Here is a 21,280-nt window from a genome sequence, read left to right as displayed (position 1 = left end):
GAAGGGGGGATTGGGGCCCCGATTGGCCCGATGTGATGACCCTTCAGTCGGTCGTACGGTCGTACGGCTGCTCAGAGCAGGCTGAGCTGGGTCGCCCCGGGCGCGGGCGCGAGCTCGTCCGGCCGCTCCGGTGCGACGATCCGCCGGGCCGGTGCGGGGCCGCCGGGGCCGATGCCGAATTCGGCGGTGAGCTCGTGGACTTGGCGGGTGATCATCCGCTGGTACCAGGTGGGTGCGTACGAGCCGCCCGCGTACATCCGCTCGTACCGTTCGACCAGGCGGGGGTGGTGCTCGCCCAGCCAGGCCGTGAACCACTCCCGCGCCCCGGGGCGCAGATGGAGCACCAGGGGTGTCACGGAGGTCGCGCCCGACTCGGCGACGGCCCGGACGGTGGCCCGCAGCTGCTCCGGGGAGTCCCCGAGGAAGGGGATCACGGGGGCCATCAGCACCCCGCACTCGATGCCGGCGTCGGTGAGGGTGCGGACGGCCTGCAGCCGGGCGGCGGGGGAGGGGGTGCCGGGCTCGACCGTGCGCCACAGGGCGGTGTCGGTGAAGCCGACGGACACGGAGATCCCGACGTCGGCGACGGCCGCGGCCTCCTGGATGAGCGGGAGGTCGCGCAGGATCAGCGTGCCCTTGGTGAGGATGGAGAAGGGATTGGCGCGCTCCCGCAGCGCCTCGATGATCCCGGGCATGAGCCGGTACCGGCCCTCGGCGCGCTGATAGCAGTCGACGTTGGTGCCCATCGCGATGTGCGCGCCGGTCCAGCGGGGCGAGGCGAGTTCGCGGCGCACGAGCTCGGGGGCGTTGGTCTTGACGACGATCTGGGAGTCGAAGCCGATCCCGGTGTCGAGGTCGAGATAGCCGTGCGTCTTGCGCGCGAAGCAGTACACGCAGGCGTGACTGCACCCCCGGTACGGGTTCACGGTCCACTCGAACGGCATGCGGGAGGCGCCGGGGACCCGGTTGACGATCGACCGGGCCCGGACCTCGTGGAAGGTGATCCCCCGGAATTCGGGGGTGTCGAAGGTGCGGGTGACGACGGAGTCGGCGCCGAAGAGCGCGGCCGGGCCCGTGGGGCCCTCGGTCAGGTTGTCCCAGCGCATGGTGCGCCTCCCTCGGTAGCTCGCCCCGAGAATAGAACAAACGTTCCCATGATCGTGCGGACCCCCATATTCGCTGGTCGGCGTGGTGCGGGGGTGTGAGGCTGCACCCATGGCGGGATACAGACACACGGTGTGCCTCCCGGGCGAGGCCCGGGACCGGCTCGAAGAAGCGGTCGGGGAGGCGATGGCGCCCTTCTGGCTGGACCGGGACGGTGACATCTCCCTGGACCTGCGCATCTGGGACAGCTGGCGGATCCAGGGCGGTGTGGAGAGGTCCGGCTACCGCGTTCGGCCGGGTCACGAGGCGGACCCCCGGATCGTCCACGACCACCCGCGCTGGGACGGCACCCGCGAGGACAGCGAGCCCGGCTGGTGCGCGGGCGGTCCGCGCGGACTGCTCGTGGTGCGCGGGTCCTCGGAGCGGACCGCCGCACTGGGCGGAGCCGCCTGGGACCGCTGGCAGGAGATCCTCCGGGCCCACCCGCCGGCCCGCCCGTGGTCGGAGTTCCGGCCGGAGTGGACCGCGGGGAGGACGTCCGCCGAGACGGAGGCCGCGTTCCGCGATGCCCATGCCGCGTACCTGGCGCAGGCGCCGGTAGTGCCCTTCCGGCGATGGGCCGCCGAACTGCCCGTCGACCCGGCGGCCGACGGTTTCGAATCCGTCCTCCGCGACATCGACGACCCGCTCGAAAGCTTCGGGCGGTTCCACGACCGGGACATGTGCGTCTGGCACTACGGCCGGTGGGCAGCCGCCTGCGAGAACGTCCTGACCCTCGACGGCTGGTGGTGCGAGCAGGGGGAGGATCCCCTCCACGGTGCCTGCGACGACCCCGCGGCCTGCCCGCACACTCCGCCGCCCATGGGGCAGCTGGACAGCGCGGCGGCCTATCTCGCCGGGCTGCCGGACGACACCCTCCTCGTCTCCGTCCGCTGTCACGTCTGACCCGGATTTGGGCGCCCGCCCCGGAGGTGGTTGGCTTCGCGGTGACGAGCGAACACAACTGCTGGAGGAAAGCCATGGCGCAGGTCGAGGCCACCACGGAACGCATCATCGGGGCGGACGCGGAGACCGTGTTCGACGCGCTGGCCGACTACACCGGGACCCGGGGCAAGGTGCTGCCCGAGCACTTCAGCGAGTACGAGGTGCGCGAGGGCGGCGACGGCGAGGGCACCCTCGTCCACTGGAAGCTCCAGGCCACGAGCAAGCGGGTCCGCGACTGCCTGCTGGAGGTCACCGAGCCCACCGACGGCCAGCTCGTGGAGAAGGACCGCAACTCCTCCATGGTCACCACCTGGACGGTCACCCCGGCCGGCGAGGGCAAGTCCAAGGCCGTCGTCACCACCGTGTGGAACGGCGCCGGCGGCATCGGCGGTTTCTTCGAGCGCACCTTCGCGCCCAAGGGACTGGCCCGCATCTACGACACCCTCCTCGCCAACCTGGCCGCCGAAGTCGAGGGCTGAGCAAGGCCGTTGCCGATGGGTCGTCGGTGAGTGCCGGTGAGGCCGGGGATCGGGCCTCACCGGATCGGGTGAAATGAGCCCGCCGGTGACCCGGCGCGCCCCCCCGGTGCGACCCCGACACGGCCCGGGCGTGGCCACGGGGCCCGGCGGGGGCCGGCGGGCTAGGGTGGGGCCCTGAGCGCTACCGACCGCCCGGGGGCCCGATGAAGATCCTCATCTCCGCCGACATGGAAGGCGCCACCGGCGTCACCTGGCCCGCCGACGTGCTGCCCGGGACCCCGCAGTGGGAACGCTGCCGGACCATGTTCACCTCCGACGTGAACGCCGCCGTCCTCGGGTTCTACGACGCCGGCGCCGACCAGGTCCTCGTCAACGAGGCCCACTGGACCATGCGCAACCTGCTGCTGGAGCACCTCGACGAACGCGTCGAGATGCTGACCGGCCGCCACAAATCCCTCTCCATGGTCGAGGGCGTCCAGCACGGGGACGTGGACGGCATCGCCTTCGTCGGCTACCACACGGGCGCCGGCGCCGAGGGCGTGCTCGCCCACACCTACCTCGCCAACTCCATCACCGGGGTCTGGGTCAACGGGACCCGTGCCGGCGAGGGGCTGCTCAACGCCCACGTGGTCGCCGAGTACGGCGTCCCGGTCATCCTGGTCACCGGAGACGACCTGACCTGCGCCGACGCCGCCGGCTACGCCCCCAACGCGGTGACCGTCGCCGTCAAGGACCACGTCTCGCGCTACGCCGCCGTCTGCCGCACCCCGGCCCGTACGGCCGCCGACATCCGGGCCGCCGCCAAGGAGGCCGCCGCCCTCGCCGTCCGGTACGAACCGGTGCGGGGCGGGCCGTTCGCGGTGGAGGTCGAGTTCGACGCCGAACACCTGGCGATGGCCGCCACGGTGGTGCCCGGGGTCGAGCGATCGGGTGAGCGTAGGGTCGGGTACACCAGCGGGACGATGTACGAGGGGATCCGGACCTTCAAGGCGGTCACCACGATCGTCTCGGCAGCGATGGAGGAGCAATATGGCTGACATGTCCGGTCCGGGTGGAACCGGGAGCGGCCCTGCCGCCCCCGCCGCCTCCACCGCCCCCGTCGCCCCCGTCGATCAGAGGGCGCTCGACGAGGCCGTCGAGTTCACCTCCGGCCTGATCCGCATCGACACCACCAACCGCGGCGGCGGCGACTGCCGGGAGCGCCCGGCCGCCGAGTACGTCGCCGAGCGGCTGGCCGCCATCGGCCTGGAGCCCGCGCTGCTGGAACGCACCCCGGGCCGCACCAACGTGGTGGCCCGGATCGCGGGCACCGACCCCACCGCCCCCGCCCTCCTGGTCCACGGCCACCTCGACGTGGTCCCGGCCGAGGCCGCCGACTGGAGCGTGGACCCCTTCTCCGGCGAAGTCCGCGACGGGGTGGTGTGGGGCCGCGGCGCCGTCGACATGAAGAACATGGACGCGATGGTGCTCGCCGTCGTACGGGCCTGGGCGCGGGCCGGAGTGAAGCCGCGGCGGGACATCGTGATCGCCTACACCGCCGACGAGGAGGACAGCGCGATCGACGGCTCGGGCTTCCTCGCCGACCACCACCCCGAGCTCTTCGAAGGCTGTACCGAGGGCATCAGCGAATCCGGTGCCTTCACCGTGCACGCCGCGCCCGGGCAGGCCCTCTACCCGATCGCCGCCGGCGAACGCGGCACCGCCTGGCTGAAGCTCACCGCGACCGGCACCGCCGGACACGGCTCCAAGCCCAACCGGGCCAACGCGGTCAGCCGCCTCGCCGCCGCCGTCGCCCGCATCGGCGAGCACGACTGGCCGGTCCGCCTCACCGACACCGTCACCGCCTGCATCACCGAACTCGCGGCCCTGCAGGGGATGTCGGTGGACCCGCGCGACCCCGGTTTCCAGCTCGACCAGATCCTCAACAAGCTCGGCCCGGCCGGCGCGCTCGTCGAGGCGACCGTCCGCAACAGCGCCAACCCGACCATGCTCAGCGCCGGTTACAAGCTCAACGTCATCCCGGGCACCGCCACCGGGTACGTGGACGGCCGGATGCTGCCCGGCGGCGAGGCCGAGTTCACCGCCACCCTCGACGAGCTCACCGGCCCCGACGTGCACTGGGAGTTCCACCACCGGGAGGTGGCCCTCGAAGCCCCCGTGGACGGGCGGACGTACGGGATCCTGCGCGAGTCCGTCGAGGCCTTCGACCCGGAGGGGCACGTGGTGCCCTTCTGCATGGCGGGCGGCACCGACGCCAAGCAGTTCTCCCGGCTCGGCATCACCGGCTACGGCTTCTCCCCGCTCAAGCTGCCGCCCGGCTTCGACTACTGGTCCCTCTTCCACGGAGTCGACGAGCGGGTGCCCGTCGACGCCCTGCACTTCGGGGTCCGCGTCCTCGACCGAGCCCTGCGCACACTGTGAAGACCCCGCGCGGCGACGGCACCGCCCCCTACGGCAGTTGGCCCTCGCCGATCGGCGCCGGGCTCGCCGCCTCCCTCGACGGGAGGCCGGAGTACGTCGGCGCGATCGGTGCCGAGGTGTGGTGGACGGTGCCCCGGCCGGCCGAAGGCGGCCGCCGCGCCCTGGTCCGCCGGCCCGCGGACGGCGGACCCGCGCTCTGCGCGCTGCCCGCGCCGTGGAACGTGCGCAGCCGGGTCACGGAGTACGGCGGACTGCCCTGGGCGGGAGCCGAACGGCCCCTGGGCGGGCCTCTGGTGGTCTTCGTCCACTTCGCCGACCAGCGGCTGTACGCGTACGAGCCGGACGCGCCCGGCGGCCCGGCCCCGCGGGCGCTGACCCCCGTCTCGGCGGTGGGCGGCGGGCTGCGCTGGGCCGACCCGGTGCTGCGTGACGGTGAAGTCTGGTGCGTGCTGGAGGAGTTCACCGGAGCCGGGCCGACCGATGTGCGCCGCGTCCTGGCTGCCGTACCGCTGGACGGGTCGGCCGCGGAAGACAGGTCCCGCGTGCGGGAGTTGACCGATGACCGGTACCGGTTCAGCAGCGGGCCCCGGCTCTCTCCCGACGGGCGGCAGGCGGCCTGGCTGGTGTGGGACCACCCCCGTATGCCGTGGGACGGCACCGAGTTGCGGCTCGCCGAGGTCACCGCGGACGGCCGGCTCGCGGAGCCCCGTACCGTGCTCGGCGGACCCGAGGAGGCCGTCGCGCAGGTCGAGTGGACCACCGGCGGAAGCCTCCTCGCGGTGAGCGACCGGGGCGGCTGGTGGAACCCGTACCGGGTGGACCGGGAGACGGGCGAGGCCGTCAACCTGTGCCCCCGGGAAGAGGAGTTCGGCGGGCCGCTGTGGAAGCCCGGCCTGCGCTGGATCGCGGCGCTCCCCGACGGACTGGTGGCCGTCCTGCACGGCCGGGGCTCCTCGGTGCTCGGCGTGCTCGATCCCGAGAGCGGGGACCTGGTCGACGCGGCCGGGCCGTGGACGGCCTGGCAGCCCACCCTCGCCGTCAGCGGCGGCCGGGTCTACGGGGTCGCGGCCAGCCCGCGCAGCGCGTACGAGGTGGTGGAGCTGGACACGGCCACCGGGCACGCCCGGGTGGTGGGCGGCCGCGGCTCCCCGGGAGCGGACGAGGCGGAAGGGGCCGACGGTACGGGCGGGGCGGCTGGGCCCGGTGAGGCCCGCGGACCGGGACCGGCCGACCGGGCGGACCCCGCCTACTACCCGGAGCCGCAGAGCAGGACCTTCTTCGGCCGGGGCGGCCGGGAGATCCACGCCCACGTCTACCCGCCGCACCACCCCCTGCTGCGCGCCAGGGCCGACGAGCTGCCCCCGTACGTGGTGTGGGCGCACGGCGGCCCCACCGACCACGTGCCGCCCGTTCTCGACCTGCACATCGCCTACTTCACCTCCCGCGGCATCGGCGTCGTCGAGGTCAACTACGGCGGCTCCACGGGCTACGGGCGCGCCTACCGGGAACGGCTGCGCGAACAGTGGGGCATCGTCGACGTGGAGGACTGCGCCGCGGTGGCGCGGGCCCTGGCCGCCGAGGGCACCGCCGACCCGGACCGGCTCGCGATCCGGGGCGGCAGCGCGGGCGGCTGGACGGCCGCGGCCTCGCTGGCGGCCACCGACCTGTACGCGTGCGCGGCGATCATCTACCCGGTACTGGACCTGGCCGGCTTCGCCGCCGAGACCCACGACCTGGAGTCCCGCTACGTCGACGGCCTCGCCGGACCTCCGCAGACCCTGGCCCTGCTCAGCCGCGAGCGCTCCCCGGTGGCCCGCGCCGACCGGATCACCGCGCCGTTCGTCCTGCTCCAGGGTCTGGACGACCCGGTCTGCCCGCCCGCGCAGGCGGAGCGGCTGCTGGCCGCGATGCGCGGGCGGTCGGTGCCGCACGCGTACGTGACCTTCGAGGGCGAGGGGCACGGCTTCCGGCGCGCGGACACGATGGTCCGGGCGCTGGAGGCGGAGCTCTCGCTGTACGCGCAGGTGTTCGGGTTCGAGCGGGCGGACATCCCCCGTTTGGCCCTGTCCGACTGAGCCTCCGGGGCGCCGCGAGCGGACGATGGGGCCATGAGCTCCCACACCTCCAAGAGCCGGGGCAAGGGGCGCGGGCCGATCACCCCGGGCCGCGCCGGCATCGCCGCGCTCGCGGTGCTCACCCTGGTGTTCATCTTCGAGAACACCCGCCCCACCAAGATCCGGCTGTTGATCCCGCAGGTGACGATGCCGCTGTACGTCGCCCTGCTGATCGCGGCCGTACTGGGCGGGCTGTGCGGGGTCTACTTCGCCCGGCGCCGCACATAGCGGGAGCCCCGGGGTCCGGGGCCCGGGGCCGCGGTCAGCCCGAGTGGACCCAGACCCGGAGCGGGCCGATGGCCGTGAAGCCGTGGCGCAGTGCCGTGTCGAGGTCGTCCCCCGACTCGTAGCCGACGAGCGCCAGGCCGGGCCAGAGCGAGGCGGCCAGGGTGAGCGCGCCCGTCCAGGCCTCGTCGTCCGGGGTTCCGTCGGCGCTGAACACGTTGGAGACGCCGACCACTTCACCGGTGCGGTTGGCGGCGGCCCCGGCCAGGATCCGGCCCTCGGCGTCGCGCCCCGCGAGGAAGGCGATCTCCCCGGTGTCTCCGGTCTCCGCGGCCTCCGCGGTCTCCCCGGTGGTCCCCGTGAGCAGCCCCGGGTGGAACAGCCCGGTGCTCTCCTCGCCGTCCCAGGCCGTCTCCCAGGCCACCAGCTCCCCGGGGCCGGAGATCCGGCTCCACTCCAGGGCCGGGACGGCGCCGGGAGCGCCCGCAGGGCGGTGGATCCACTCGGCGCCGAAGAGGACCTCGAAGCCGGCCGGGGCCAGGTCGAGCACGGCGAAGCTGTCCTTGACCGAGGCGCGGGGCGCCGCGGTGTCGATCCCGGCGAGCAGCGCGGCCGTGTCGGTGTCCCGGGTGAGGGTCACGGCATCCGGGTAGTAGAGCGGGGTCGGGCGCGGGCTGCTCCAGGCCTGGGCGGTGAAGCCGCCGTCGCGGCAGACCGCGGCGCACCACGCGGCGTTGTTGTACGCGGCCGCGAGGAGGAGTTCTTCGGTGTTCGGGGTGATGATCACATCGGGATCCTGTCACAGCGCCTAGCCTGGGGCGATGCCGAATTCTCCCTACCTGGCCGAGGGCGGCCGGATCGGGCTGCGGCCCTACCGGCCCGCTGACGAGGCCGAGTTCACCGCCCGGGTGCGCGAGAGCCGGGAGCTCCACCACCCGTGGCTGTCGCCGCCCGCGACCGCGGAGGCCTACGAGGCGTACGCCGCCCCGCTGATCGCCGGCGCGACGGGGGCCGCCGCCCCGGGCAGAGCCGGATTCCTCGCGTGCGAGCGGGAATCGGGCGCCATCGCCGGCTTCGTGAACGTCAACAACATCGTCCTCGGAGCCTTCCGGTGCGGCGCGCTCGGCTACGGGGCGTTCGCCCACGCGGCGGGCCGGGGACTCATGCGGGAGGCGCTCGGCCTCGCCGTGGCGCAGGCCTTCTCCGCGGACGGGCTCGCACTGCACCGGCTGGAGGCCAATATCCAGCCGGGAAACACCGCCTCGATCGCCCTCGTCCGAGGGCTGGGCTTCCGGCTGGAGGGGCTGTCGCCGGACTTCCTCCAGGTCGACGGCGCCTGGCGGGACCACGAACGCTGGGCGCTCACGTCCGAAATGCCATGTCCCGGGGCCCCGCATCGCACAGGATGAGTCCATGCGAACCCTCGTGCTCCTCGACGCACCGTCCAACCTCGGGCTCCGACCCCCGGCCCCGGGCGCCGTTCCCGGTGTGTACAAACTCGCCGGGGCCCTGCGCGAACAGGGCCTGCTGGCCCGCCTCGGCGCGCGCGAGGGCGGGGTGGTCGTCCCGCCGCGCTACGACCGGGGCGACTGGAAGGAGGGCGACGGGGTGTTCCACGCCGGGCCCCTCGCCGCGTACACCGTCGCCCTCGCCGACCGGATCGAGGACCACCTGCGCTCCGGGGAGTTCCCGGTCGTCCTCGGCGGCGACTGCTCCATCCAGCTCGGTGCCTCCCTGGCCATGCGGCGCCTCGGGCGGTACGGCATCGCCGCGATCGACGGCTCCGCCGACTTCCGCCACCCCGGCAACGCGGCCGTCAACGGGCCCGTCGGAGCGGCCGGCGGCGAGGAACTGGCGCTCGCCACCGGGCGCGGCCAGGCGGACCTCGCGGACCTGGAGGGCCTCGGGCCCTACGTGCGCGACGAGGACGTCCGGCTCTTCGGGCTGCGCGACGGGGACCCGGACCTCCCGGAGCTGCGCGCCGCCGGGATCTTCGCGGCCACGGTGGGGGCGATCCGCGACCGCGGCGCCGGGCCGGTGGCCCGTACCGCCCTGACGGGACTGCAGCCCCCGGCCACCGCCGGGTTCTGGGTCCACCTGGACGCCGACGTACTGGACCCGTCCGTGATGCCGGCCGTCGACAGCCCGGACGCGGGCGGGCTGATCCCCGACGAACTCGCCGAACTGCTCGGGGTGTTGATCAGCTCCCCGCGCTGCGTGGGACTCAACGTCACCATCTACGACCCGGACCTGGATCCCGACGGGCGCGCCGGGGCCCTGCTCGCGGACCTGGTGGCGGGCGCGTTCGCGTAGGGCCCGCGGCTCGGACCGGCCCGGTCCCACCCCGGCGGCCCGGCCGACCGGTCCGGCCGCCGCGGCGGCGGCGCGCTCAGACCCCTATCGCTCCGTCGATGCTTTCGCGCAGCAGGTCCGCGTGGCCGTTGTGCCGCGCGTATTCCTCGATCATGTGGATCAGCACCCAGCGCAGCGAAACCTCGCCCCGCCACGCGTCCTTCCCGCAGACCTCCAGGTCCGGCGCCCGCTCCGTGAACGCCTCCGCGAACTCCGCCTCCGCCCGCCACGCCTCCCAGGCCTCCCGGATCACCTCGGGCGTGGCCACCGCGCCGTCGAAGTCCCCGTCGGGGGCGGCCGTGGACCAGAACCGGAGCGGAACCTGCTGCCCGTCCAGCACCTGACGGAACCAGCGGCGCTCCACGTCCGCGAGATGGCGGACCAGGCCCAGCAGCGACAGCGTGGACGGCTGCACCGCCCGCTCGGCCAACTCCGGCCCCAGGTCGGCGCACTTGAGCCTGAGCGTCGCACGCTGGGCCCGCAGCACGTCGACGAGCATCCGTCGTTCGTCGCCCGTCGTCGGTCCCGCGAACCGGCGCGCGGACTCTTCCCCGTCGAAAAACTGACCTCTTCTGATCACGTCGCTCATGCCCTTCATGGTCGGACACCGGCCCGCGCGAGAGAAGGTTTTGCGTAATCCTGACCGGTGGTGATCCGCCGAATCCCTGTGCACCGGAGCCCGTGGCGTGTTCCATTTCCCTCATGGCCACCACCGTCCGCCGCTCCGTACTGACCCTCCCCGCAGCCCCGTTGGGCCCCGAGAACCCGCTGCCGGCCCTCCGCGAGTCCGGCGGAGTGCACACGCTGGACCACCTCCCCCAGCCACCGCTGGGAGGTGCCCCCGGACGCGAGGGCCTGCCGCGCGACATGGCACGCCAGATCGGGTACGAGCCGCTGCGCTCGCTGCTGCCCGTCCGGATCCGGGACGGCTATCGACGGGTGCGCACGGAGCGGGACTTCGAGACGATCGTCATCGAGAACGCGCACCTGCGCGTCACCGTCCTGCCGGGCCTCGGCGGCCGGATCCATTCGCTCGTCCACCTCCCCACCGGACGTGAACTGCTCTACCGCAATCCGGTGTTGCAGCCCGCCAACTTCGCGCTGAACGGCGCCTGGTTCTCCGGCGGCATCGAGTGGAACCTCGGTGCCACCGGCCACACCACCCTTTCCTGCGCCCCGTTGCACGCCGCGCTCGTCCCGGCGCCCGACGGCGGGGTCATGGTGCGGCTCTGGGAGTGGGAGCGGCTGCGCGACCTGCCGTTCCAGGTGGACCTGTGGCTGCCCGAGGACTCGGAGTTCCTCTACGTCGGCGTCCGCGTGCGCAATCCGCACGAGCGGCCCGCGCCCGTCTACTGGTGGTCCAACATCGCCGTGCCCGAGGAGGCCGGCACCCGCGTCCTGGCCCCGGCCGACGAGGCCTGGCACTTCGGGTACGAGCGCTCCCTGCGGCGCATCCCCGTACCCGGATGGGAGGGCGCTGACCGTACGTACCCGCTGCGCAGCGAATACCCCGCCGACTTCTTCTACGAGGTCGAGGCCGGAACCCGGCCCTGGATCGCCTCCCTCGACGCCGACGGGCGCGGACTCGTCCAGACCTCCACGGCCCGGCTGCGCGGCCGCAAGCTCTTCGTCTGGGGCGCGGGCGAGGGCGGCCGGCGCTGGCAGGAGTGGCTGACCGAGCCCGGCACGGCCGGGTACGCGGAGATCCAGGCCGGGCTCGCCCGGACCCAGCTGGAACACGTACGCCTGGAGGCGGGCGCGGAGTTCAGCTGGCTGGAGGCCTACGGGGCCCTGTCCGCGGACCCCGTCGCCGTGCACGGGGACGACTGGGCGGCGGCCCGCGCCGCGGCCGGGACGGCGCTGGAGTCCGCGCTGCCCGGGCCGGCCGTGGACGCGGCGTACGAGGCGTGGCGCGGGTGCGCCGACACCGAACCGGGGGAGCGGCTGGCCGCCGGCTCCGGCTGGGGCGCGCTGGAGGTTCTGTGCGGCGGCCACAAACTGCCCGGCACCCCCTTCGCGGAGGACACCCTCGACGAGGACCAGGCCCCCTGGCTGGAGCTGTGGCGCACCGGGGTCTTCCCCGCCCCGCGCCGGGTGGCGCCGCCCGGCCCGAGCCTGGTCGCCCCGCACTGGCGGGACATGCTGGAGACGGCTCCGGCGGACCCGCTGACCGAGTACCACCTCGGGGTCGCCCAGTGGCACGCCGGGGACATCGCCCAGGCGGTACGGAGCTGGGAGCGCGGGCTGGCGCTGGCCCCCTCGCGGTGGCCCCTGCTGAGGTGCCTGGCGGTCGCCGACGACCTGGCCGGCGACCCGGCCCGGGCGGCCCGCTGGTACGCCGAGGCCTTCGATGACCTGGCCGAGGAGAGCCGGGGCGGCGCGGGCTGGCTGGCCGCCGAATCGGCGCTGGGCCGGGAGGCACTGGCGTCCCTGCTGGCGGCGGGGCTGCTGCCGGAGGCCCGCTCGGTGTGGGACCGGCTGCGCCCCGCCCTGCGCGAGGAGGGCCGCTTCCGGCTGTCGGCGGCCCGGCTGCTCGCGGCCGAGGGTCATGTGGGCGCGGCCCGGCGGGTCTTCGAGGAGGGCTTCGAACTGCCCGACCTCCGCGAGGGCGAGGAGACCCTCTCGGAGGTCTGGGCCACCCTCACGGACCGCCCGCTGCCGGCCGCGTACAACTTCCGGATGCGCCCGCCGGTGGAGTAGGCGGGCGGGGAGCGGCAGGCGGGGCCCCGCCTACCGGGTGTAGGTGCAGATGCGGTAGCGCAGGCCCGTCACCGACGACTGCCAGCCGGCGTCCTCGGCGACGGTCCACGCCGGATCCAGCTCCGGGGCGTGGGTGTCGCCGATCACCTTGGTGTCGACCTCGGTCACCGAGAGCATCACGGCGTGGGCCATGGCGGCGCGGTAGACCTCTCCGCCGCCGATCACCCAGCAGGCGGTGGCGGGCTCGGCGGACGGGGGCTGCCCGGCCTGCCCGCCCTGCCCGGCCGCGAGTTCCAGGGCCTCGGGGATGGAGCCGGCGCGCTCCGCGCCCTCGGCGGCCCACTCGGGGTCACGCGTGACCACGATGTTGCGCCGCCCGGTCAGCGGACGGAACCGCGCCGGCAGCGAATCCCAGGTCTTGCGGCCCATCACCACCGGATGGCCGAGGGTGGTGGCCTTGAAGTGGGCCATGTCCTCGGGCAGCCGCCAGGGAATCCCGTTGTCCGCGCCGATCACGCCGTCGGAGCTCTGCGCCCAGACCAGACCGACGTCCATGCCGGTGCCGGCGTCGCTGCCGGCGTTCGTGTCGGGGCTCATACCGCGACCGGGGCCTTGATGGCCGGGTGGTGCTCGTAGCCGGCCATCTTCACGTCGCCGTAGGCGTAGTCGAAGAGCGAGTCGGCCCGGTGCAGCTCCAGCTGGGGGAACTCGAAGGGGGTGCGCGAGATCTGCTCGGTCACCTGGTCGACGTGGTTGTCGTAGATGTGGCAGTCACCGCCGGTCCAGATGAAGTCGCCCGGCTCCAGGCCGGCCTGCTGCGCCACCATGTGGGTGAGCAGGGCGTAGCTGGCGATGTTGAACGGCACGCCGAGGAACAGGTCCGCGCTGCGCTGGTACAGCTGGCAGGAGAGCTTGCCGTCGGCCACGTAGAACTGGAAGAAGGCGTGGCACGGTGCGAGCGCCATCTTGGACAGCTCGGAGACGTTCCAGGCGGAGACGATCATCCGGCGGGAGTCCGGGTCGCGGCGCAGCGTGTCCAGGACCTCGGTGATCTGGTCGATGTGCCGGCCGTCCGGGGTGGGCCAGGAGCGCCACTGGACGCCGTAGACCGGGCCGAGGTCGCCGTTCTCGTCGGCCCACTCGTCCCAGATCGTGACGCCGTGCTCGCGCAGCCAGCCGACGTTCGACTCGCCGCGCAGGAACCACAGCAGCTCGTACACGATCGACTTGAGGTGCACCTTCTTCGTGGTGACCAGGGGAAACCCCTGCGACAGGTCGTAACGCAGTTGGTGCCCGAAGACACTCCGGGTGCCGGTGCCCGTCCGGTCGGCCTTGGCCGTCCCGGAGGTGAGCACCAGCTTCAACAGGTCTTCGTACTGGGTATCCGCCACGGGCACCGAGTCTACTGGGCTGCCGTCGGAGGTCCGGTCAGCCGGTCAGCCGGTCAACCGGTCAACCGGTCAGTCGCTCAGGCGGTCACCACGCCGTCGGCGATCAGGCCCGCCAGGACCGCCTCGCCGACCGCCATGACCGCCGTCTGGGGGCGGATCATCACGGTGATCTCGTCGATCAGGCCCTCCGGCGTGAGGTGCAGCATGTCGATGCCGTGCACGTGCCGGTCGCTCACGGTGGTCCGGAACGGCAGTACGGTCGCCGGTCCCTCGTCTCCCTCCGCCCCGAACGGGACACCGGCGGACTGGACGCTGCCGTCGAAGTGGCCGACGTAGTGGAAGCCCTCGAAGGTGCGCAGGAGCACGCGGAAGAGGGCCAGTACCGCCGGCTTGCCCTCGAACGGCTTCGACTTCACCGGGCTGTTGAGCCGGACGTCGTCGGTGAACAGCGCGTCCAGCGCGGCGAGGTCACGGCCGGCGACGGCGGCACGGAAGCGGTCGGCCGTGCTGGTGTCGGTACTCATGAGAACTCCTCGATAGTCACCGATGTGATTAGTCAGTTTCTTGACTATCATGGTCCGGGCGTCCTTGAGAAGACGCTGCCGCGCACGATCCCGAGGAGACCGACCGATGGCTTTGCGTCACGCCGTACTGGCGGCGCTGCTCGACGAGGAGCTGAGCGGCTACCAGCTGGCCAAGTCCTTCGGCACGGGCGTGGCCAACTTCTGGCACGCCCTGCCCCAGCAGCTCTACGCCGAGCTGGCCAGGCTGGAGCGGGAGGGCTTCATCGCGGGCCGCGAGGTCGTCCAGGACACCCGGCCGAACAAGCGGCTGTTCAAGGTCACCGACGCCGGACTGGCCGAGCTGGAGCGCTTTACCGCCGCCGAGACCAAGCCCTGCGTCATCCGCGACGACCTGCTCGTGAAGGTCCAGGCGGCCGAGTACGTCGACACGGGGGCGCTGATCGCGCAGCTCGCGGAGCGGACCGCCTTCGCGACGGCCAAGGCCGAGCTGTTCGAGAAGCTGCTCCGCTCGATGCGCGGCGAGCGCACGGAGGAGGAGTTCCTGCGCCACGGCGCACGGATCGGCCCCTACCTCACCTGCCTGCGCGGCCTGGAGTTCGAGCGGGCCAACCGCGCCTGGTACGAGCGCACCACGATCATTCTGAACGAGAGGCGGGCATCCCGTGGAGAGCAGTGAGCAGCGACGGCCGACCCGGTACGTGGCGCTCGGCGACAGCCAGAGCGAGGGCGTGGGCGACGGGGACGACCGCACCGGGCTGCGCGGGTGCGCCGACCGGCTCGCCGAACTGATCGCGGTCCACGAGCCCGACGCGCTCTACGCCAACCTGGCCGTACGGGGCCGCCTCGCGGCGGGGGTCCGCGAGGGGCAGCTCGGGCCGGCCCTCGCGCTCCGCCCCGACCTGGCCACCGTGGTCGCCGGGGTCAACGACGTGCTGCGGCCCCGCTTCGACGCCGACGAGGTCGCCGGGCACCTGGAGGCGATGTTCGAGGCGCTGACCGCGCAGGGCGCCCGCGTCGCCACCGTCACCTTCCCCGACATCGCCAAGCTCGTCCCGCTCGCCAAGGGGGCGGCCCCGCGCGTCACCGCGCTCAACGAGCGGATACGGCAGGCGGCGCAGCGGCACGGGGTGGCCGTCGCCGACTTCGCCCGCCACGAGGCCTCCACCGACCCCCGGATGTGGAGCGCGGACCGGCTGCACGCCGCGCCGTCCGGCCACGCGATGATCGCCGCCGGTGTCGCGCACGCCCTGGGGCTGCCCGGTAGCGACGACGCCTGGACCCGCCCGCTGCCCGGCCCGCCGCCCGCCGCCCCGGCGGGGCTGCGGGGCGTCGCCGGGGAGCTGCGGTGGGCCGTGGGCTTCGCCGGGCCCTGGATCGGGCGCCGGCTGCGCGGGCGCTCCTCCGGAGACGGCCGTACGGCCAAGCGGCCCGAACTGCTCCCCGTACGCCTCGCGGCCTGAACCGAAGGCACGCCCGCCGGGGTCAGGCGCGGCAGATCATCTCGCCGTTCAGCACCGAGAACCAGGCGTCCGGCTCCGCGCCCCAGGTGTGCCAGGCGTCCGCGACGGCCGACAGCTGAGCCCGGGTCGCGTGTCCACCGCCGATCGCGATCCCGGCGTAGGCCGAGGCCGTCGTACGGTCCGCCCACAGCGAGGACCACCACGCGGCCTCCTCCTCGGTCGCGTAGCACCAGGAGGTCGCCGTGCAGGTCACGTCCGTGAAGCCCGCCGCCCGCGCCCACGCGCGCAGGCGGCGTCCGGCGTCCGGCTCGCCGCCGTTGGCGCGCGCGACCCGCCGGTACAGGTCCAGCCACTCCTCCAGCCCCGGAGTCGCGGGGTACCAGGTCATCGCCGCGTAGTCCGCGTCCCGCGCCGCGACGATCCCGCCCGGCCGGCACACCCGGCGCATCTCGCGCAGTGCCTGCACCGGATCGCCCACGTGCTGCAGCACCTGGTGGGCGTGGACCACGTCGAAGGAGTCGTCGGGGAAGTCCAGCGCGTGGACGTCGGCCGTGGCGAACTCGATGCCGGTCAGTCCGCGTTCCTTCGCGTAAGCGGCGGCCTGGTCGACCACGTCCCGCGCCGCGTCCACCGCCGTGACCCGGCCCTGCGGCCCCACCAGCTCCGCCAGGTCCGCCGTGATCGTGCCCGGGCCGCAGCCCACGTCCAGGACGCTCATCCCCGGGCGCAGCTCGCCGATCAGGTACGCGGCCGAGTTCTCGGCGGTGCGCCAGCGGTGCGAGCGCAGCACCGACTCGTGGTGCCCGTGCGTGTAGACCGCGGTTTCGTGCGCGGGCTCCGTGGCAGCTGCCGTGCGAGTGGCTTCCGAGGCGTTCATGGGACCTGGCTCCTTCGTCGTCGAAGTGCTGTCGAGGCGTTGGGTTCACCGTAAGGGATCAGTTCGGCATCTGAGATATGCGTTTTGACATGTGGACACCACCCTTGCGCGCCAAGGAGGTTGGGTGAGCGGGTGGCAGGGCGTGGTGGGGGCGAGGACAGTGATTCCGCGAGGACAGTGACTCGGGAACGAAGGACGGTGAGGTCCATGCCATCCATGCCGGACCCGCTGCTGGAGCGGCACGCCGAAGCGCTGCGACTCTTCGGCCAGTACGTCCACGCGGTCTCGGACGCGCAGTGGGACGCGCCGACGCCCTGCAGCGAATGGAGCGTGCGCGACCTGGTCAACCACGTCACCGCCGAACAACTGTGGATACCGCCCCTGGTCACCGACGGCCGCACCGTCGAGGACATCGGCAGCACCTTCAACGGAGACGTCCTCGGCACGGATCCGGCCGCCGCCTGGGACGAGGCCTCCGCCGCCGCGCACACCGCCTTCGAGATCCCCGGGGCGCTGGATCGCACCGTCCGGCTCTCGTACGGGCCCGCGCTCGGGTCGGCGTACTGCTCGGAGCTGACCGCCGACTGCGTCGTCCACACCTGGGACCTCGCACGGGGCATCGGCGGCGACGACCGGCTGCCCGACGGCCTCGTCGAGTTCTCCATCAAGGAGGTCATGCCCTACGTCGACGGGCTGGCCGCGAGCGGCATGTACGCGGCTCCGCTGGAGATCCCGGCCGGGGCGAGCGCCCAGACCCGGCTGCTCGCACTGCTGGGGAGGAGCGGCTGACGTAAAAGGGGCGATCCTGAACGAATAACCGTATAAAGGCATGGATCGGGAGCGCGGAACGGCAGGGAGAGGTGGCGCGCGGTGTCGGGGATCCAGCGCACGATGGCCGAGGGCCGGGGCCCGGTCCGCTACGGTCCGCCCCCGCCACAGCCCGGCCTGCCCGTCCTGCCCGAACTCACGGCCGTCCTTGCGGCGGCCGCCTGGCGTTCGGCCCCCGAACCGGTCGGCGGGGGAGTGCCCGTACGGTCCGCCGCGGCCCGGCACTGGGGGCGGCGCGGGCTGCCCACCGACCCCGACCACGTGGCCGCCGGACCCGGGGCGCCCGCCCTGCTGCTGGCGCTGCTCGGCGCGTACGGCGGCGACGTCATGCTGCCCCGGCCCTGTCCCGCCTGGTGGACACCACAGGTCCGGCTGCTGGGACGGCGGGCCTACCACGTCCCCACCCCGGCCGAGTGCGGCGGCGTACCCGATCCGTACGCCCTGCTGGAGACCGTGCGCCGGGTGCGCGCCGAGGGCGGCGACCCGCGGGTGCTGCTGCTCTCCGTGGCCGACGACCCGACCGCGACCGTCCCGCCGCCCGAACTGCTCCGGGAGGCCTGCGAGGCCGCCGAGTCCGCGGGGCTGTTCGTCGTCAGCGACGAGACCTGGCGCGACACCGTCCACCGGCCGTTCCACGGGCGCCCGGGCTCCCACGACAGGCTCGTCGTGCTCAGCCCGGCCGAGATGCTGCCGGACGACACCGCGGTGCTCCTGGACCTCTCCGGCGCACTGCTGCCCGCAGGCTGGCCCGCCGCCGTCATCCGCTTTCCCGGCACCCCGCACGGCGCCTGGCTGCGGGCCCGGACCCTGGACGTGCTCACCGCCACCGGCGGCTTCGTCGCCGGCCCCGTCGCCGGGGCGGCCGCGCACGCCCTCGACGAGCCCGCCGCCGTCGCGGGACGCACCGCCGCGGCCGCAGCCCTGCACGGCGCCGTGGCCCGGGCCGCGCACCGGGAACTGCTGGCCGCCGGGGCGCTGGCCCGGCCCCCGCAGGCCGGCCGCCACCTCTACGCCGATCTGACGCCGCTGCGCTCGGGGCTCGCCCGGCAGGGGGTCGGCGACGCGATGGAACTCGAGGACTGGCTGGGCGGACGGCTCGGCGCGCCGACGCCCGGCGGGCAGCGGTTCGCGGACGAGCCCGTCGCCCCGCGGGTCCGGCTGTCGACGGGACCGCTGCTCGGCGCCACCCCGGAAGAGCGGCTCGCGGCGCTCACCGCGGCCGACCCCCTCGCACTGCCCCACGTACGGGACTCCCTGGCCCGGCTCCGGTCGGTCCTGGCCGGGCTGTCCGACTGAGGCCCGCCGCGGAACTGGAAACCCCCGAATGCCGCCGGTGAACGGAGACTTCTCGATGAGGGATCAGACGGACGCCCCCTCGGCTTCCCGGGCCGAGGCCGAGGCGGTCGCCGAGAGCGGCCCGGACATCCCCCCGGCGGCCACGCGGGCCGGTGCCGCAGCCGGCACCGGCATCCGGCCCGCCCGGCCGCGGCCCCTCGGCGAACACCGGCTGTGGCCCCGCTCGTTCGCGGACCGTCTGACCACCCCGCTGCCGGGGCTGCGTGCGTTCGCCCGGCTCGCCCGCGAAGGCGCCTTCCGGCCCGGCCCCGAAGGGCTGCGCGGCATCCCGGACCTGCCGTACGCGCCCGCCCCGCTGCCCGCCGTGGCCGCCGGGACGGTGTCCGCCACCTGGGCCGGGCACGCCAGCTGGATCCTGCGGATCGGCGGACTGACCGTCCTGACCGACCCCGTCTGGTCCCGGCGGATCCTCGGCACTCCGGCCCGGATGACCCCCGTCGGGGTGCGGTGGGAGGAACTGCCGCCGGTCGACGCCGTGGTGATCAGCCACAACCACTACGACCACCTCGACGCCCCCACCCTCAAACGGCTCCCGCGCACGACGCCGCTCTTCGTCCCGGCCGGTCTCGCGCGTTGGTGCCGGCGGCGGGGGTTCACCCGGGTCACCGAACTCGACTGGTGGGAGTCGGCCGAACTGGGCGGCGTACGGTTCGAGTTCGTGCCGGCGCACCACTGGTCGAAGCGGTCGCTGATGGACGCGTGCCGGACGTTGTGGGGCGGCTGGATGCTCAGCGCCGCCGCCGCCTCCGGCGGTGACGGGCGGGCCGGGGCCGCGAAGAAGGTCTACTTCGCGGGTGACACCGGCTACGGGCACTGGTTCGGCGAGATCGGGCGGCGGCACCCCGGAATCGATCTGGCGCTGCTCCCGATCGGGGCGTACGCCCCGCGGTGGTGGCTCCGCGATGTCCACGCGGATCCGGAGGAGGCCGTGCAGGCCTGTCTGGACCTGGGGGCGCGGCGGATGGCGCCGATGCACTGGGGGACCTTCGTGCTCTCGTCGGAGCCGGTGATGGAGCCGCTGCAGCGGGTGCGGGCCGCGTGGTCCCGTACCGGGCTGCCCCGGGAGCACCTGTGGGACCTCCCGGTCGGGGCGTCCCGATCCCTGTAGCGGCCCTGCGGGGCGAAGTCCCCGACCCGCCCTTCCCCCGTTCCCAGGGCCGGCCCTGCCCCGGTCCTCAAACGCCGGACGGGCTAAAACGAAAGGCCCCCGGGCTGCGCCCGGCCCCCCTGGGGCTCCGCCCCAGACCCCGGTCCTCAAACGCCGGACGGCTGAATTGGCGCACCCCGCTCCGGAAGCGACTCCCAACCTGCGCCCAGCCCCCTGGGGCTCGGCCCCAGACCCCGGTCCTCAAACGCCGGACGGCTGAATTGGCGCGGCCCGGTCCGGAAGGGTCTCCCAAGCTGCGCCCAGCCCCTGGGGCTCCGCCCCAGACCCCACGCCTCAAACGCCGGCGAGGCTGGATTACGGCTGCGTTGGGCTGGCGAGGCTGGTTTGCGCAGCCCGGGCTGGATAAGGCGGCCGGGCTGAAATATTCGCCCGGTCGGGGGCGGCTGGTGGCGGCCCGGGTCGGGGACGGGGGCGGGGTGGGGTGTCGGCCTGGACGTAGAGCGTGATTTGTGGCGCTGGTGCATGTCGCGCCCTGTCGGAGTTCAGGAGAGGGCGCCTAAATCATGCAGTCCAGGCCGACACCCCACCCCGCCCCCGGCACCGGCCCCCATCCGCAGCCGGGCCGGACCGAGGCCACCCCCAGCCCCGCCGGCGTTTGAGGCGCAGGGGTCCGGGGACCGGTCCCCGGCAACGGCGCCGCACGGGGCGGGTTCCACGACCGGCCAGGTCAGCCGCGGAGGCGGCGCCAGAGGCCCGGGGTCGCACTGATGAGCACCGTGAGGGCCACCGCCAGCGCCACCCCCTTCCAGGGCTCCGCGAAAAGGGAGCCGCCCACGATGCCGATCAGCCCGTAAGTCGCCGCCCAGGCCAGGCAGGCCGGCCCGTCGCCGCGGGCGAACCGGCGCAGGGGGAGCTCCGCGAGGAGGCAGGCCAGCATCACCGGGATGCGGCCGCCCGGGAGGAGGCGCGAGACCACCAGGACCAGTACGCCGTTCTCGTCGAGCTTGCGCTGCGCCTGGGCGAGGCGTTCCGGGGTCGCCCGTCGGCGCAGGGCTTCCAGCCAGCGCGATCCGTTCCGCGAGTGCACCCCGCGCCGGCCCAGCCAGTACAGCGCCAGGTCCCCGGCGAAGGCGGCCAGCGAGGACACCGCGAACACCAGCAACAGCCCGAAGGGCAGGGAGTCCTGGTGGAACGCCACCACCGCCGCCGTACTGACCAGTGCGCCCGTCGGAATCACCGGTACCAGCGCGCCCAGCGCCACCAGCACGAAGAGGGTCGGGTAGCCGATCGCCTGCTGGGTGGATTCCGGCGGTACCTGCGCGGCCGCCTCCGCGAGCCGGGACAGGGGCAGGGACAG

General features: G+C 74.0%; 22 protein-coding genes. 14 read left to right on the top strand and 8 right to left on the bottom strand.

The genetic code is table 11. The features are described 5' to 3' along the window. Positions 1-71: 71 nt before the first annotated feature. The gene (locus OHA37_RS06525; RefSeq protein WP_266903363.1) at positions 72-1,106 is read right to left on the bottom strand and encodes an Rv2578c family radical SAM protein; all 1,035 of its coding nucleotides are present in this window, start codon (positions 1,104-1,106) and stop codon (positions 72-74) included. A gap of 109 nt (positions 1,107-1,215) precedes the next feature. Between OHA37_RS06525 and OHA37_RS06520 the strand changes: the two genes are divergently transcribed. The 6 genes from OHA37_RS06520 to OHA37_RS06495 all read left to right on the top strand — a co-directional run bounded on the left by OHA37_RS06520 (position 1,216) and on the right by OHA37_RS06495 (position 7,330). Then, on the top strand, positions 1,216-2,049 hold the full coding sequence (locus OHA37_RS06520) for a hypothetical protein (protein WP_266903361.1): 834 nt from the start codon (positions 1,216-1,218) through the stop codon (positions 2,047-2,049). A gap of 74 nt (positions 2,050-2,123) precedes the next feature. Next, positions 2,124-2,567 (top strand): SRPBCC family protein, encoded by a 444-nt coding sequence (locus OHA37_RS06515; RefSeq protein WP_266903359.1) that lies wholly within the window; start codon positions 2,124-2,126, stop codon positions 2,565-2,567. Positions 2,568-2,770: 203 nt separating this feature from the next. After that, positions 2,771-3,604 (top strand): M55 family metallopeptidase, encoded by an 834-nt coding sequence (locus OHA37_RS06510; protein WP_266903357.1) that lies wholly within the window; start codon positions 2,771-2,773, stop codon positions 3,602-3,604. A gap of 1 nt (position 3,605) precedes the next feature. Continuing rightward, positions 3,606-4,988 carry a M20/M25/M40 family metallo-hydrolase gene (locus OHA37_RS06505; protein WP_266912557.1) on the top strand — a complete coding sequence of 461 codons (1,383 nt, stop codon included), beginning with the start codon at positions 3,606-3,608 and terminating at the stop codon, positions 4,986-4,988. After that, positions 4,985-7,063: a prolyl oligopeptidase family serine peptidase gene (locus tag OHA37_RS06500; protein ID WP_266903355.1), complete on the top strand. Its 2,079-nt coding sequence runs from the start codon at positions 4,985-4,987 to the stop codon at positions 7,061-7,063. Before OHA37_RS06505 ends, OHA37_RS06500 begins: the two co-directional genes overlap by 4 nt. A 33-nt stretch (positions 7,064-7,096) precedes the next feature. Then, entirely contained in the window at positions 7,097-7,330 is a 234-nt protein-coding gene (locus tag OHA37_RS06495) for a LapA family protein (RefSeq protein ID WP_266903353.1), read from the top strand. Positions 7,331-7,364: 34 nt separating this feature from the next. Here OHA37_RS06495 and OHA37_RS06490 read toward each other — a convergent pair whose 3' ends face one another. Then, positions 7,365-8,114, bottom strand: a complete 750-nt coding sequence (locus OHA37_RS06490; protein ID WP_266903351.1) for a hypothetical protein — start codon at positions 8,112-8,114, stop codon at positions 7,365-7,367. 34 nt (positions 8,115-8,148) lie between these two features. On the opposite strand from OHA37_RS06490, the gene OHA37_RS06485 reads away from it, so the two are divergent. After that, positions 8,149-8,736 carry a GNAT family N-acetyltransferase gene (locus OHA37_RS06485; protein WP_266903349.1) on the top strand — a complete coding sequence of 196 codons (588 nt, stop codon included), beginning with the start codon at positions 8,149-8,151 and terminating at the stop codon, positions 8,734-8,736. Positions 8,737-8,740: 4 nt separating this feature from the next. Continuing rightward, positions 8,741-9,640: an arginase family protein gene (locus OHA37_RS06480; protein WP_266903347.1), complete on the top strand. Its 900-nt coding sequence runs from the start codon at positions 8,741-8,743 to the stop codon at positions 9,638-9,640. 76 nt (positions 9,641-9,716) lie between these two features. Here OHA37_RS06480 and OHA37_RS06475 read toward each other — a convergent pair whose 3' ends face one another. After that, on the bottom strand, positions 9,717-10,268 hold the full coding sequence (locus tag OHA37_RS06475) for a DinB family protein (protein WP_266903345.1): 552 nt from the start codon (positions 10,266-10,268) through the stop codon (positions 9,717-9,719). Positions 10,269-10,381: 113 nt separating this feature from the next. Between OHA37_RS06475 and OHA37_RS06470 the strand changes: the two genes are divergently transcribed. Further along, on the top strand, positions 10,382-12,379 hold the full coding sequence (locus OHA37_RS06470) for a DUF5107 domain-containing protein (protein ID WP_266903343.1): 1,998 nt from the start codon (positions 10,382-10,384) through the stop codon (positions 12,377-12,379). A gap of 30 nt (positions 12,380-12,409) precedes the next feature. Here OHA37_RS06470 and OHA37_RS06465 read toward each other — a convergent pair whose 3' ends face one another. From OHA37_RS06465 to OHA37_RS06455, 3 genes are all read right to left on the bottom strand, one after another. After that, on the bottom strand, positions 12,410-12,934 hold the full coding sequence (locus OHA37_RS06465; protein WP_266912555.1) for a dihydrofolate reductase: 525 nt from the start codon (positions 12,932-12,934) through the stop codon (positions 12,410-12,412). Between the two features lie 38 nt (positions 12,935-12,972). Next, positions 12,973-13,770 carry a thymidylate synthase gene (locus OHA37_RS06460; protein ID WP_266903341.1) on the bottom strand — a complete coding sequence of 266 codons (798 nt, stop codon included), beginning with the start codon at positions 13,768-13,770 and terminating at the stop codon, positions 12,973-12,975. Positions 13,771-13,847: 77 nt separating this feature from the next. Then, a complete protein-coding gene (locus tag OHA37_RS06455; protein WP_266903339.1) occupies positions 13,848-14,294 on the bottom strand; it encodes a nuclear transport factor 2 family protein in 447 nt (148 codons plus the stop codon). 106 nt (positions 14,295-14,400) lie between these two features. Between OHA37_RS06455 and OHA37_RS06450 the strand changes: the two genes are divergently transcribed. Continuing rightward, on the top strand, positions 14,401-14,970 hold the full coding sequence (locus tag OHA37_RS06450; protein ID WP_266903337.1) for a PadR family transcriptional regulator: 570 nt from the start codon (positions 14,401-14,403) through the stop codon (positions 14,968-14,970). Continuing rightward, complete coding sequence (locus tag OHA37_RS06445; protein ID WP_266903335.1) at positions 14,957-15,754, top strand: SGNH/GDSL hydrolase family protein; 798 nt, start codon at positions 14,957-14,959, stop codon at positions 15,752-15,754. The genes OHA37_RS06450 and OHA37_RS06445 overlap by 14 nt, the downstream gene beginning before the upstream one ends. 22 nt (positions 15,755-15,776) lie before the next feature. Here the strand turns inward: OHA37_RS06445 and OHA37_RS06440 are convergent, their stop codons facing one another. Further along, positions 15,777-16,631: a class I SAM-dependent methyltransferase gene (locus OHA37_RS06440; RefSeq protein WP_266903333.1), complete on the bottom strand. Its 855-nt coding sequence runs from the start codon at positions 16,629-16,631 to the stop codon at positions 15,777-15,779. A 216-nt stretch (positions 16,632-16,847) separates the two neighbouring features. Here OHA37_RS06440 and OHA37_RS06435 point away from each other — a divergent pair, with 216 nt between their 5' ends. From OHA37_RS06435 to OHA37_RS06425, 3 genes are all read left to right on the top strand, one after another. Further along, positions 16,848-17,420, top strand: a complete 573-nt coding sequence (locus OHA37_RS06435; RefSeq protein WP_266912553.1) for a TIGR03086 family metal-binding protein — start codon at positions 16,848-16,850, stop codon at positions 17,418-17,420. Positions 17,421-17,522: 102 nt separating this feature from the next. Then, on the top strand, positions 17,523-18,755 hold the full coding sequence (locus OHA37_RS06430; protein WP_266912551.1) for an aminotransferase class I/II-fold pyridoxal phosphate-dependent enzyme: 1,233 nt from the start codon (positions 17,523-17,525) through the stop codon (positions 18,753-18,755). Positions 18,756-18,810: 55 nt separating this feature from the next. Next, positions 18,811-19,923 (top strand): MBL fold metallo-hydrolase, encoded by a 1,113-nt coding sequence (locus tag OHA37_RS06425; RefSeq protein ID WP_266903331.1) that lies wholly within the window; start codon positions 18,811-18,813, stop codon positions 19,921-19,923. Positions 19,924-20,650: 727 nt separating this feature from the next. Here the strand turns inward: OHA37_RS06425 and OHA37_RS06420 are convergent. Next, on the bottom strand, positions 20,651-21,280 hold the full coding sequence (locus OHA37_RS06420) for a DedA family protein (protein ID WP_266912549.1): 630 nt from the start codon (positions 21,278-21,280) through the stop codon (positions 20,651-20,653).

It is taken from the genome of Streptomyces sp. NBC_00335 (assembly GCF_036127095.1).
Lineage (GTDB): Bacteria > Actinomycetota > Actinomycetes > Streptomycetales > Streptomycetaceae > Streptomyces.
This window is presented reverse-complemented; position numbering and strand designations above follow the sequence as displayed.